The organism is Paraburkholderia sp. UCT31 (genome assembly GCF_014397655.1).
GTDB lineage: Bacteria > Pseudomonadota > Gammaproteobacteria > Burkholderiales > Burkholderiaceae > Paraburkholderia > Paraburkholderia tuberum.
Window position 1 is genome coordinate 1 of the sequence record NZ_VZQP01000036.1, and the last position, 13,276, is coordinate 13,276.

Sequence of the window (13,276 nt, forward strand, 5' to 3'; positions counted from 1 at the left end):
CGTCAATCAAAACCGCGCGTCAATCAATAAACGCTTGCCAGCGTCAATCAACATCGGCATCATATTTCTGCCGCGACATTCTCAAGCTGATTGTCGCGCGTCTCTCATCCAGATTGTCGCGCCACAAACGACAACCCGTTCTCGGAATCGCTGTTCAAAACACTGAAGTATCGGCCGGCCTATCCTCTTCAGGCGTTCGACACTCTATTTGCCGCGCGCGCCTGGGTCACCGGGTTGGTGCGCTGGTATAACCACGAACATCGCCACAGCGCGATCCGTATCGTCACGCCTGCCCAACGGCACGCCAATCTCGACCAGCAGATCCTCGATCGCCGCGCGACGCTCTACGAGGCGGCAAAGCAGCGCAACCCGCTACGATGGAAAGGCCCCACGCGAAACTGGAAGCGCGTACACACGGTCCATCTGAATCCCGATCAGACAGACAACTTCGAACCCATCAAACGCGACCACCGACAGGAGCAAAAAGCCGCCTAAATTTAATCGTTGAGGCGACATCTAGCTTGAAATTTACCGGTATTTTCCTAAAGGAATCGATCTCTCCATCTATTCTCAGGCCCAGCTCAATGCCGTCGCAAGGAGGCTCAACGAGCGTCCGCGAAAGACACTAAACTTCGATACACCGGCTGATCGATTTCATCGATCCGTTGCATCGACCGGTTGAATTCGCAGGCAACAACAATGGGATGGACGCCCCCACCCGAAACGACATCAGCGTGCCAAAGTGGAGTTGCGTATCAACCACTTCACAGATGGGAGCGCCCATCATGAAGGCTACAACCATTGGCATCGATCTGGCGAAAAACCTGTTCCAGATTCACGGAGTCGACGAACACGGCAAAGTCGTGCTGAAGAGACAGCTTAGGCTAGAGCAGATGGCGGCGTTCTTTGCCAACCTGCCGCCTGCGCTGATCGGAATGGAGGCCTGCGGGAGCGCGCACTACTGGGCCCGCAAGCTGCAGGGCATTGGCCACACCGTCAAGCTGATGGCCCCGCAGTTCGTCAAGCCCTATGTAAAGACGAACAAGAACGACGTTGCCGATGCCGAGCCGATTTGCGAGGCAGTCGCGCGGCCCAATATGCGCTTTGTACCGGTCAAGAACATCGAACAGCAGGCTGTGCGGGCGCTGCATCGGGCACGCCAAGGTTTTGTCCGGGCGCGCACGGCCCAGGCTAATCAGATCCGCGGGTTGCTCAGCGAATATGGAATCGTCATTCCACAGGGCTTCGCGCATATCGCCGAACAGGTGCCAGACGTTATCGAGGATGGAGCTAACGAGTTGCCGGGACTGTTCCGGCAGCTGGTGCAGCGCCTGATGGACCACCTCAGTGTGCTTCACCGGCAAGTCCTCGATATGGATGCCGTGATCCTGGCATGGCACCGCGAGAGTGATCTGTGCCGCAAGCTGGAGAAGATACCGGGCGTAGGTCCGGTTACGGCCACGGCGCTGGTGGCGACCATCGGCGATGTGAAGCACCTTGACAACGGTCGACAACTGGCCGAGTGGCTGGGTCTGGTACCCCGACAACACTCGAGCGGTGGAAAGCAAAACCTGCTGGGCATCAGCAAAAGAGGTGATTGCTATCTCCGAACGCTACTGATTCATTGTGCCCGTTCAGTGATCTTCTTATCGCGGCGAAAAGGAGTCTGTGAAGGCTGGGTCTATGAGCTGATACAGCGGCGCAACCACAACGTAGCTGCCGTCGCACTAGCCAACAAGATTGCACGCATTGTGTGGGCGCTGTGGACACACGACAGAGAATTCCGGTCTGACTACGCACCCGCTGTCGCGACCGCGTAGCCAGACCGGTTGACCGGAAGACAAAATCGCTGCACGAGAAGATCGAACCACCGATTGCTCAGGCGATCATGAAGTGATGGCAAGACAGGTTAGACCGTGGTTGGCAAAGCCCGAGAATGACCGAGCACCATCGAGTGCGCTACAACGACGGGGAACCAACCAGCGAAACCCATCAGGGACAGCGGCGCCGCCGCAACGAAAGTCCGAATGTACGGTTGCAATCTACCTTTCAGTCATTGCGTAGTGAAAACCTGGCAAAACCGGGGCGTCCATGTACGGTCATTCGTGTGGGCGGGGGCTTAAGCAAACCCATATCGCCACTTGAGGACAATTGCAGCGATGACCTGGCCGCTTTGTTTGAAAGGCGGTCCGGCGAAGCGGACGCAGACCGCGCGGAGGCACTGATCGCCCGCCTCACTCAAACGTTCGCTAGCGCACCGATCGTTGCATCCAGAAGCGCGCGTAGTCGCGCGACGCGACGTAAATCACGGTGATAGCCAAGCCAGACATCGCGACCCGGCGGCGCTTCGCCTAAATCGACCCGGCGGATGCCCGGCGTCGCATCGCCAAGCGGACACGGCAGCACGGCAAAGCCAGATCCTTCAGCACACATGCGTGCCTGCACTCCACGATTATTGCTGCCGAACACGATCTTGGCCCGGGGCAGCATGCGCTTGACCCATTCGACGTCGGGCAGCGAGCCGAACTCGCTGTCCATGCTGATCAGCGTGTAGCCGTCACCCTCTCCGCGTGACGGCGGGACGAGATCGACGTGCCTGTACAACGCATAGTCGATGCGCATCAGCTTGCGCTGGATGACGTCGGGTTCGCCGAACGGCGTGATGCGGAACAGCAGATCCGCCTCGCGCCGCGCGAGGTTGTAGAGGCGTGAATCCGTGACGAGCTCCAACGAGATGCCCGGGTGCTTCGCCAGAAAGCGCGCGAACACCGGCGTGAGTAGGTGCACGCCGAACCAGTCCGACGACGAGACGCGCAGCAGACCCGTCAACTGGGTCTCTTTCCCGGTGAGCGCGCGCGTGAAGCCAAGCGCTTCCTCCTCCATTCGCTCGGCATAGGCGAGCACCGCCGCGCCGTCATCCGTAAGGGCAAAGCCATCGCTCGTGCGCTGGAACAGCGTATGCCCGAGCGCTTCTTCGAGTGCACGCAACCTGCGACCCATGGTGGGCTGGGTCTGGCCCAAACGCTTCGCTGCTGTCCCCAGCGTGCCGCAGCGGGCAATCGCCAGAAAGATCCGGACATCGCCCCAATTCAGGTAGGCTTCGTTCATTCTTGCATGGCCCCCGTGCGGAAACATTGATTTACATGCGTTCTAGCATAAATCATGATGAACGTATTGACCCCTCCCTCGACGGGAAAGCAACCCGATAGGAAACGACCATGACCATGCAGGTGTTCGTCCTCAATCGCTACAACGGCCCGCTCGAATTGACCGAAATCTCGATGCCCGAGCCCGCACACGGCCAAGTGCGGGTGCGCATTGCCGCAAGCGGTCTCAATCCGCTCGACACCAAGATTCGCGCTGGCAGTGCAGCACATGCGAAGCATCCGCTCCCTGACGCAGGACACAGGCTTCGACGTCGTGGTTGACACCGTCGGCGGCCCTTCGCTCGATGCGTCGTTTGCGGCAGTCAAGCATTTTGGCCATGTCGTCAGCGCGTTGGGTTGGGGTACGCATGCGCTGGCTCCCCTGTCGTTTCGAGAAGCGACGTACTCAGGAGTCTTCACCCTCTATCCGCTCCTGACATCGGAAACGCTCGGCTAGTGATGCCATTGGCGCGCGTCCAGCGCGCATGCTGATCAACCGCAAATGGCACGCTCGCTGCATCGGCGTTGTCCGGACGATAACTCGCACCGAATGGCCGGAGACCGCGTATTCGGTGGTGCGACCGCGCGCGTCGCCGTCACGGCAGACTTGACCGTTCGTTCGCGCAACGTGACGAAGCGCACATTACTCACGGTCCAGCGTCGCTAACCTGTCTATGATTCACGAGGCGAGTCCGGATACGGTCTCTCCCGCCGCATTATCATGCACCGGAGACGGCGATATGAACCGGAGCTCGATGGAGCCGCTTCCTGTCCGCTTGCTTACCGCACTGTTCGGACTGTTTTTGATCGCACTGTTTGGCCTGGCGTCTACGCGCGCGGTCGCATCCGATCCTGCTTGGCAAGCGCTCTTGCCTATGTGGCCCACGGTCGATGTGGGCGATCCAATCCCTGACAGCCTGATCAACAGTTGGCGAACGAAATCACTTAGATGTGACGGCGTTAAGGGACGGTACAACAGCTTCCCGGCGAAAGCCCCCGACGCCACAACCCGTGCAACGACGGCGACATGACGCTCTTCAACGGGATACTGTGCGCCGCCGGGGTTCCGGACGGTTGCGTCGCAGTGAAACAGTCCCAGGACGTGAACGGCCGCCGGTACCGCTCGCCGCGGGCGCGCGCATTCAATCAAGATAACTGCGCATCCGCCGGCTTTGGTGGAAAAGCAACGCTGATCCTTGCAAGAACACCCTGTCTCCGGACTGGGGCTTGGCATCATGCTTTACGTGACGACGCAAAGGGACGACAACAGCTTCAGGCGATGGGCGCGCTGCCTGGAGTCAAACGTAATACGACACGAGTGTGCCGATTTGCACGAGATATCTGGATTGGCCGTGCATCGGGATCTGCGCCGTTTGCCGCAGGTACGGGCAGTCATGGACTTTCTACGAAAGATCATCGCGGAAAATGCCGCTTTATAACAAACGATTAGAAAGGGTTCCAGATTTTGAGCTAGATCCGAGAAGACCCGATCGTGCTCGGCGAGGAACGCCCGTTCCAGCGCACGGGCCGGCTGGCAGCCGCACACGCGAAATTATTATGGGTCGATCTAAAACAGCGTAGACGGGCGGACGTGCATTGAGGCACACCCAACGTCAACTTGCGACCGCCCGTTCATCCGACGAAACCGCGCCGTCCCCGGAACCTCCCGCCGCGACGTTGAGACGATCAGGCATTTTTGTGAGTGACGCGGGCATCGGCATACGCGGCGTGCCTCCATAGAATTGACCCATAGTCATGCAAGTCGCCGCGCAGCATGCCGGGCGACACCGAACGGATACCCCACAGGATCTCATCATGTCGAATGTTGAACACTATGAATACGTTTTCCTCGGCGGAGGAAAGGGCGGCAAGACGCTTGCCATGGAGTTGGCTCAAGCGGGCAAGCGGGTGGCATTGATCGAGCGCGGCATGATCGGCGGCTCATGTATCAACGTGGCGTGTATTCCCACCAAGGCCCTGATCCAGAATGCCCGTATTGCTCACGTGCGCAACCCGCAGTTGCGCGATGGCGAAGTGGTCGACCGCCCCACGACTAACATGTCACAGGTTGCCCGGAACGTGCGTTCCGTAGTCGACGGCATGGTCGACATCAACCTCAAGGCGTTTATTGCTTCGGGAATGGCACTCGTGCTGGGCACGGGACGCTTTATCGCCCCACGCACGATCGAGGTGCGGATGAACGAGGGCGGTGAGCGGGTGATCCAGGGCGAGCACGTATTCATCAACACCGGCACAACGGCTGCCGTGCCGGATGTTCCCGGTCTCAGGGATGCGCAACCGCTCACCCATGTTGAAGCGCTGCAACTGGAGTCGCTGCCTGAGCACCTGATCGTGATTGGCGGCGGCTATATCGGCCTCGAAATGGCTCAGGCGTTCCGGCGTCTCGGCAGCAAGGTGACGCTGATCCATGAAGCGCCGCGCGTAGCGATGCGCGAAGACGAAGACGTCACCTCGGCCATCGAGGCAGCCTTGGCCGAAGAGGGTATCGACATCCGGGTCGGCGCCAAACCGGCGCGCGTCTCGGGTCTTTCAGGGCACGCCGTCACGCTGGAACTGGCCAATGGCGAGCAGGTTTCAGGCAGCCACGTACTTGTGGCAGCAGGGCGCACGCCGGTCTGCCGGGGCCTGGGGCTGGACGCGGCAGGCGTCGAGCTGGACGCGCGTGGTTTCATCAAGGTCGACGAGCGGCTCGCGACGAGCGCCGCTAACACATGGGCGATCGGCGAGGTGGCGGGAACGCCGATGTTCACGCACGCATCCTTTGACGACTATCGCGTGTTGAAGTCTCAACTGGCCGGCGGAAACCTTACCACCAACGACCGCATCATTCCTTACGCCTTGTTCATCGAGCCTGAACTGGGCCGCATCGGTCTCAACGAAACGGACGCGAAAGCCCGGGATATCGACGTGCGGGTCGCGAAGATCCCGCTGGCGGCGGTGCCGCGCGCTCGCACCAACGGTGCAACGAAGGGATTCATGAAGGTCCTGGTGGACGCGCACTCTGACCAGATACTGGGTTTTTCCATGCTGGGGACCAATGCCGGCGATGTGTTGACGGCTGTGCAGATGGCCATGCTCGGCAAACTGCCATACACGGTCGTACGTGACGCGATCATTGCGCATCCGTTGATCTCGGAGGGGCTGAATATTCTGCTTTCGAAGGTTCCGCCGCGGGTGATGGGTCAATGAATATTGGCCCGTTTTCCTTCCCGGTTGCACTGTTCATTCTGCTGACGAGCGTCGCGATTGCGGTGGTGGTCGCGCGCATCGCCGGACAGGGGGCATCCGACGCCGAAAGGGTCATTGTAAATAGTGTGATCGTCGGGCTGGTGGTGGGACGACTGTCGTTTGTCGCGCACTATCTGCCCGCCTATAAGGGAGATGTACCGAAGATGCTGGACTTTCGGGACCAAGGCTTTGATCTGCTGCCGGGTGTGGTGTCCGGTGCCTTATTGTTGCTCTGGATGGTGGCGCGCCGGGCTCACGTGCGCCGCGCCACCATTTTCGCGGCGCTTGCCGGTGTGTTCAGCTGGAGCGTGGCTACCGCTTTCGCTGGTACCGGCAGCGAATCCGCATATTTGCCCGCGGTGAACGTCGTTGATCTGAACGGCAAGGTGCAGCCGCTCGCACGAAACGACGGCAAACCGCTGGTGATCAACCTCTGGGCGAGCTGGTGCGCGCCCTGCCGCAGCGAAATGCCAGTCCTCGCGCAGGCACAAAGAGAACTCCATGGCGTGGACCTGGAATTCGTCAATCAGGGCGAATCGCCGGCAACCGTCAGCGATTTTCTGGCGAGTCAAAGGCTATCTTTACAGAATCTCGAGCTTGATCCGTCGTTGGCGGTCGCGCGCGAGGTCGGCGCCCGGGTGTTCCCGACCACGCTGTTCTATGATGGTACAGGCAAATTAGTGGCTGTGCATCTTGGACCGTTTTCGCGAGCAACGTTTGAAAGCGCGCTCGATATCCTGTATCCGGGCGCCATCGTTGTCAGGCGCTAGGGCAGGGGCAGGAGGTCCAAACCGTACAAGGTTTGCCCCTCCCATACTTTCGTCTAGCTTCGCCGCACATCACAGCACGGAGGCTTCATGTCGACCATTTCGGTGTCACCGGGCGTGCGCCACTTTTCGGTTCCGGCTTCTTCGTTCGGAATCGTTCTGGGAATGGCTGGATTTAGCAACTGCTGGCGCTTTGCCCATGTCATCTGGGGCATGGATGCGCGAATTGGAGACGCGCTTTCTGCGCTGACCGCGATAGTGTGGCTTACTCTGCTGGCGGGCTATGCGATGAAGTGGTGGCGCGATCGTGACGACGCGATGACCGAGTTCGAACACCCCATTCAGTGTTGTTTCATCGGACTCGTTCCGGTCTCGACTTCGCTGGTGGGCATGTGGGTGGCCACCTGGAGCGAGACCGCGGGAACGGCTCTGGTTATAGGGGGTGCGGCAGGACAACTTGGGTTTTCGACCTACCGCTCCGGCGCGCTATTGCGCGGGGGGCGCAGCCAGCTCGATACGACAGCGGTGATGTATCTGCCCACCGTGGCGGGCAACTTCGTGTCCGCCATTGCGCTGAGTACGCTCGGGTACATGGACGCCGCCAAACTGTTTTTCGGCGCCGGCCTGTTTTCGTGGCTGGCACTCGAGTCGGTGATTACGCACCGGTTGTACACGGCAGAGCCTCTCGCGCGCGGGGTGCGGCCAACTTTGGGCATCCAGCTTGCACCCCCGGCCGTGGCTTCGGTTGCGTACCTGTCCATCACCCATAACAGCGTCGATATGGTCTTTCTGGCGCTGTTTGGCTACGCCGTGCTGCAGTTGCTCCTGCTGTCGCGCCTGCTACCCTGGTTCATGGAGACGGGCTTCTCGCCGGCATACTGGGCATTCAGCTTCGGGGGAACCGCGTTCGTGCTCGCCAGCATGCGTACTTCCAGCCTGCACGCTCACCCGCTGGTCGATGTCCTCGCGTTGCCGCTTTTCGTGCTGCTTAACCTCACGATCCTGAGCCTTTTCATCGCCACCGTAAGACTCCTGTTGCTCGGAAAGCTGTTTATGAAGTGAGCGTTCTGCGGCGTTCTCCGCAAGAAGAGGAAGCTTCGCGGTGGTTGACTCACAATTTTTGTTAGCGGAGTCTCCGAGACAGTCACCTGTTACGTCCTATGAACAGCATCTCAGACATTGAAAGCGACCAGACTTCCCCCGCTTATTGGCGGCACCACGAGATGTTGTTACTGCAGCACGTGATGGGCCTCGTAGGGAAGAGCCTCTCACCCGAGCCGGTCTTCCGCGAGATGCTTCACCTGATGTCTGAACTGCTCGGTCTGAACCGCGGCAGAGTGGTGCTGCGCGCCGACCACGAATTGCAGTGCAGTATCCGCTATGCCTACGGTCTCACGCAGGCCGAGGTTCAGCGCGGCCGCTATGACTTTGGCGAGGGGATTACCGGGCGCGTGATGCAAAGCGGCCAGCTCACCATCATTCAGGACATCGATCACGAACCCGACTTTCTGTTCCGGAGCGTGCCGCGCGAGAGTCTTCCGCCTGGACCGGTGTCGTTCATTGCCATTCCCATCGTCATCGACCTGAGGACGGTTGGCGTGCTGGCATGCCACCGGATCCGGCGTCGGTCGCGCGCGCTGTCGGACGATGTGATGCTGCTGCGAATCCTGGCAACGCTCGCCGGACAACTGCTCCAGATCGAAGCGAGTCTGGCGCAGAAGACGAGGGCGCTCGAAGAGCAAAACGCGATCCTCTCGCGAGCACTTGAATCCACCCACGCACGCTACGGCATTATCGGCAAATCGCCGCGACTGCTGCGGGCGATCTCCGAACTCGAACGGGTCTCCGATTCGTCCGCGAGCGTGCTGCTGCTCGGCGAATCCGGCACCGGCAAGGAGTTGTTCGCGCGTGCGCTGCATTTGGCCAGCCCCCGGCGCGACCGGGCTTTCATCAAGATCAATTGCGCGGCGATTCCCGAAACGCTGTTCGAGTCAGAGCTGTTTGGCCACGAGCGCGGTGCTTTCACCGGCGCGAACGCGGCGCGCGCCGGCTGGTTCGAACAGGCTGATGCAGGCACCATCTTTCTCGACGAGATCGGCGAGTTGCCTTTAACGATGCAGACCAAGCTACTGCGTACCTTGCAGGAGGGTACCATCACGCGTCTGGGCGGCAAGCGTGAGATTCGCGTCAACGTGCGCCTGGTTGCCGCGACCAACCGCGACCTGCTCACCGACGTCGCGCACGGCACCTTCCGCCAGGACCTGTATTACCGGCTCAACGTGATTCCGATCCACTTGCCTTCGCTGGCGGAGCGCCCCGAGGATATACGCGGGCTCGCGCTTCACTTCATCAGTCATGCGAACCAGACCAATCAGCGTAACGTCAATCTCACCGCAGGCGCACTTGCGCGCCTCGAACAGTATGCATGGCCCGGCAATATTCGTGAGCTTGCCAATCTGATCGAACGCGTGGTGCTGCTCGCCGACAGACCGCTGCTCGAAGCCGCGGACATCGAGGCGTTCATACCCGACACCCCGGGGCTAAACGCAAGCGCCGCCGAAACACCGATTGTGGGGGTCTCATCCGCTGCCAGCGACACTCGCCAGCGCGCACAGTACAACGACCTTGGCGCGATACGCCCCTACGGTCGGGTGACTTCGCATGCGGGCGAAGAACTGGTCTGCGCACTTCGCCAATCCGGAGGCAACAAGTCGCGTGCCGCACAGATGCTCGGCATGACCGTGCGGCAGTTCAGCTACCGGTGGCAGAAGCTCGGCCTGAACGACTAGGCCGACAATGTCGACAATGTCGACATTGTCGGGCCGCTCCTCTCCTTCGCATGCCCGGCGCGGTACCGCGTAAGGCCCAGTAGACCTCCTTCCAAACCCTTGTCCAGCAATGATCTAAACGCAAAAGACGCCGACTGGCACGATCGATGCAGTAGTAGGTCCGACGGCGCGCTGAACATCCTCTTAGGCCCCGTCGATCTCTACCGTCTATCAGGAGCCAATTTTGGACACCACCGTTGCAACGCCCCAGACCATTTCCACCTATCTTCGTCCGATCGACCGCGACGGTCTCGTGGCGTTTGCCGAAAAGGGCCGCAATAACCCGGGCTCGCGCGGCAAGAACAATGTCCACACCGTCATGCAAGGGATGTACCGCTCGCTGAGTTACGTGGGCAAGCATGCCGCGGTCGTGGTCGACGAGCCGCTGCATCTTTTCGGCGAAGACACCGCTCCGGCGCCAGGCGAAATCGTACTTTCGGGCCTGGGCGGCTGCCTCGCTGTCGGCATCACCGCGGTCGCTACGTGGAAGCAGGTCAAGCTGTCGAAGCTCGAGGTGTTCCTCGAGGCCGATATCGGCAACCCGGCTGCATGGGGTGCCGGCGGCGCCGAGATGCAAGCGCCCGACATGGGTTTCCAGGCGATCCGCGCCACGATCGTCGTCGAAGGCGATGCGAGCCGCGAAGTGCTCGAAGAGATCGTCCGCGTGGCGAATTTCTACTCGCCGGTCGCCAACTCGATGCGCAACCCGATTCCGATGACGGTCAGCGTCGCGGAATAAGCCACCTCTTGCGCCAGGCGCCTCACTCGCCATCTCTTGGATGCCATCATGCACAGTGCACTATCAGTCGCACATGCCGGCCAGCCACACTGGAGCGATGACGCGGTCATCGCCGGTGTCAAGGCGGTCGCGACGGGACCGCTAGCGCAGAACGCTAGCCGTATCGACGCCGAAGGGTATTACCCGCTGGACATAATGGGCTCGCTCGGAGAGGCGGGGGCGCTTGGCGTGCATCTCGAGCGGCACGGTGCCCGGGCAGGCTTGTCGATTGATTCGATGAGCGAAGCAAGCCGGGCCTGTGGCGCCACCGGCTTCCTGATGTGGTGCCATGACGTTTGCGGCCTGTACATGGAGCAGTCGGGCAATCCACACCTGAGCGGCGCGCGTCTGGACGCGCACGCGCGCGGCGCCGCCTTCGGAGGCACCGCGTTATCGAACCCAATGAAGGCGTTGTCCGGCATCGAGCCAATGATGCTGCGCGCGCGCCCGGTACCGGGTGGCTATCTGGTCAATGGCACCTTGCCGTGGGTGAGCCACATCGGACCCGGACAGTATTGCGGGGCGATGGCCTCGGTGCTGCGCGACGACGGCAGCAGTTCGCACGAACTGATGTTTCTGCTCGACTGCGACGAGCGGGTGCAATTGAAACACTGCCCGGTGTTTTCCGGCATGGAAGGCACGAGTACGTGGAGCATCAGGCTGACGGATTACTTCGTTGGCGAAGACACCATCATCGCGGACCCAGCGAAGCCATTGATCGCGCGGATACGGCCACTGTTCATTCTGCTGCAGGTCGGCATGGCCCTTGGCGTCGCCCAGGGCGGCATTGATTCGAGCCTCGAAGTGGAACCTTTGTTGGGCCACGTCAACCGCTTCCTGCACGACAGGCCGGACGAACTCGCTGCGGAGCTGGATGAGGCCCGCGAGCAGGCGGCGCGTCTCGCTCGCACACCTTACGACGGCAGCAAGGATTATCTGCTGGACGTGCTCGACCTGCGCGCGCGCGGTGCGGAACTCGCATTGCGCGCCGCACAGGCTTCGCTGCTCCACCAAGGCGCACGGGGCTATCTGATGGGTGCCGCGCCTCAACGGCGGATTCGTGAATCGCATTTCGTCGCCATCGTCACGCCGGCGATCAAACATCTCAGATGGGAAATGGCGCGTCTTGGCGCCGAGGAGTTGCCAGCATGAGCGCGCTCGTGGAGCAATGGAAGAAATTCATTTGCCGTGCTTGCGGCGTGATCTACGACGAAGCACTGGGCGACCTCGATAGCGGACTCGCGCCCGGCACGCGCTTCGAAGACATTCCGCAGGACTGGTCATGTCCGCTATGCGGTGTAACCAAAGCGGATTTTGTGCCTTATGTTGCGCCGTCCGCGCGTGTTGCGCAGCCAACGGCCGCCGTCAAGCCGGCGCGCCGCGGCGTGGTGATCGTCGGCGCCGGCATCGCAGGGTGGTCCGTCGCGCAGGCGTTGCGTGCGCTAGATGCGTCGCTGCCGATCACCCTGGTGACGGCCTGCGAGGGCGATCGTTACTCGAAACCGCAACTCTCCCTCGCGACGAGCCGCGGTGAAACGCGCGAGCAACTCGTCACTGAGCGCGGCGCCGATGCTGCGCAGCGTCTAGGTGTGAGGCTGCTTACTCATACTCATGCGACCGGCCTGTCGCCGCGCTTTCACCAATTGCGCACGACGCGCGGCACGCTGACCTACACACAACTGGTGCTGGCCCAAGGCGCACGCTGCGTGTTGCCGGACACATTGCCGCCGCAACTCTGCTGGCGCGTCAACGACCTCGCTTCGTGGGCGGGGGTGAGCCGGGCGCTCGAAGGCGGCCCCAAGCGGGTGGCGATCATCGGAGCGGGGCTGGTCGGCACCGAACTGGCCGAAGACTTCAGCCGTGCCGGTCATGCGGTCACAGTGCTGGATGTGCATGCACGGCCGCTTGCCAGCTTCCTGCCGGAGCATGCGGCAGAGCGACTGATCGCCAACTGGGCGCAGCTGGGCATACGTTTTCTGCCGGCGCGTACCGTCACGAGCATCGCGCGCGCCACCGATGGCACAGTTGGCGAGCGAGTGATCAAGACGCAGAGCAACGAGACGGTGCGTGCCGATGTCGTGCTGAGCGCGGTGGGATTGAAAACCGATGCGCGGCTCGCACTGGGCGCAGGCCTGCGCTTCGAGCGCGGCATCGTCGTCGATGCGTGCACGCTGCGGACCAGCGAGCCGGACGTCTACGCGCTCGGCGATTGCGTGAGCATCGACGGTGAGCCGTCGCGCTTCATCGAACCGATTGGTGCGCAGGCCGAAGCATTGGCGTATGCCCTGCTGGGGCGCACGCATCCGGGCTATCAGCGCAATCAGCCGGTGCTGCGCGTGAAGACGCCCTCCTTACCGATCGTCCTGCGCGGCGCGCCGCATGCGGACCTGAAGTGGGAAGTGGTCGAGGAAGATGCGACCCATCTGGCGATGGCGCAGTACCGCGGCGGTCACCTCGTTGCGTCGCTGCATATCGAGCAGGCAGCGCTTCGCGCTGCCGCCTAGGGGG

At 61.4% G+C, this 13,276-nt stretch carries 9 protein-coding genes and 3 pseudogenes; 11 read left to right on the forward strand and 1 reads right to left on the reverse strand.

Going from position 1 to position 13,276, the window contains the following annotated elements:
- Window positions 1-117: 117 nt before the first annotated feature.
- From F6X40_RS26630 to F6X40_RS26640, 3 genes and pseudogenes are all read left to right on the forward strand, one after another.
- Window positions 118-495 (forward strand): annotated as a pseudogene (locus tag F6X40_RS26630) (integrase core domain-containing protein); the annotation flags it as partial.
- A 37-nt stretch (window positions 496-532) separates the two neighbouring features.
- Window positions 533-682, forward strand: a pseudogene (locus F6X40_RS26635) (IS30 family transposase); the annotation flags it as partial.
- 103 nt (window positions 683-785) lie between these two features.
- Window positions 786-1,820 (forward strand): IS110 family transposase, encoded by a 1,035-nt coding sequence (locus tag F6X40_RS26640; RefSeq protein ID WP_187629834.1) that lies wholly within the window; start codon window positions 786-788, stop codon window positions 1,818-1,820.
- A gap of 418 nt (window positions 1,821-2,238) precedes the next feature.
- Here F6X40_RS26640 and F6X40_RS26645 read toward each other — a convergent pair whose 3' ends face one another.
- Window positions 2,239-3,108 carry a LysR family transcriptional regulator gene (locus tag F6X40_RS26645; RefSeq protein ID WP_187629835.1) on the reverse strand — a complete coding sequence of 290 codons (870 nt, stop codon included), beginning with the start codon at window positions 3,106-3,108 and terminating at the stop codon, window positions 2,239-2,241.
- Between the two features lie 110 nt (window positions 3,109-3,218).
- Between F6X40_RS26645 and F6X40_RS26650 the strand changes: the two are divergent.
- The 8 genes and pseudogenes from F6X40_RS26650 to F6X40_RS26685 all read left to right on the forward strand — a co-directional run.
- Window positions 3,219-3,591 (forward strand): annotated as a pseudogene (locus tag F6X40_RS26650) (hypothetical protein); the annotation flags it as partial.
- Between the two features lie 1,370 nt (window positions 3,592-4,961).
- On the forward strand, window positions 4,962-6,356 hold the full coding sequence (locus F6X40_RS26655) for an FAD-dependent oxidoreductase (RefSeq protein WP_187629836.1): 1,395 nt from the start codon (window positions 4,962-4,964) through the stop codon (window positions 6,354-6,356).
- Entirely contained in the window at window positions 6,353-7,165 is an 813-nt protein-coding gene (locus F6X40_RS26660) for a TlpA family protein disulfide reductase (RefSeq protein ID WP_187629837.1), read from the forward strand. The genes F6X40_RS26655 and F6X40_RS26660 overlap by 4 nt, the downstream gene beginning before the upstream one ends.
- A gap of 87 nt (window positions 7,166-7,252) precedes the next feature.
- The gene (tehA, locus tag F6X40_RS26665) at window positions 7,253-8,224 is read left to right on the forward strand and encodes a dicarboxylate transporter/tellurite-resistance protein TehA (RefSeq protein ID WP_187629838.1); all 972 of its coding nucleotides are present in this window, start codon (window positions 7,253-7,255) and stop codon (window positions 8,222-8,224) included.
- A 98-nt stretch (window positions 8,225-8,322) separates the two neighbouring features.
- Window positions 8,323-9,951: a sigma 54-interacting transcriptional regulator gene (locus F6X40_RS26670; RefSeq protein WP_262421554.1), complete on the forward strand. Its 1,629-nt coding sequence runs from the start codon at window positions 8,323-8,325 to the stop codon at window positions 9,949-9,951.
- 223 nt (window positions 9,952-10,174) lie between these two features.
- On the forward strand, window positions 10,175-10,729 hold the full coding sequence (locus F6X40_RS26675) for an OsmC family protein (RefSeq protein WP_187629839.1): 555 nt from the start codon (window positions 10,175-10,177) through the stop codon (window positions 10,727-10,729).
- A 48-nt stretch (window positions 10,730-10,777) separates the two neighbouring features.
- Window positions 10,778-11,920 (forward strand): acyl-CoA dehydrogenase family protein, encoded by a 1,143-nt coding sequence (locus F6X40_RS26680; protein ID WP_187629840.1) that lies wholly within the window; start codon window positions 10,778-10,780, stop codon window positions 11,918-11,920.
- A complete protein-coding gene (locus tag F6X40_RS26685) occupies window positions 11,917-13,272 on the forward strand; it encodes an FAD-dependent oxidoreductase (RefSeq protein WP_222946169.1) in 1,356 nt (451 codons plus the stop codon). Before F6X40_RS26680 ends, F6X40_RS26685 begins: the two co-directional genes overlap by 4 nt.
- Window positions 13,273-13,276 lie beyond the last annotated feature (4 nt).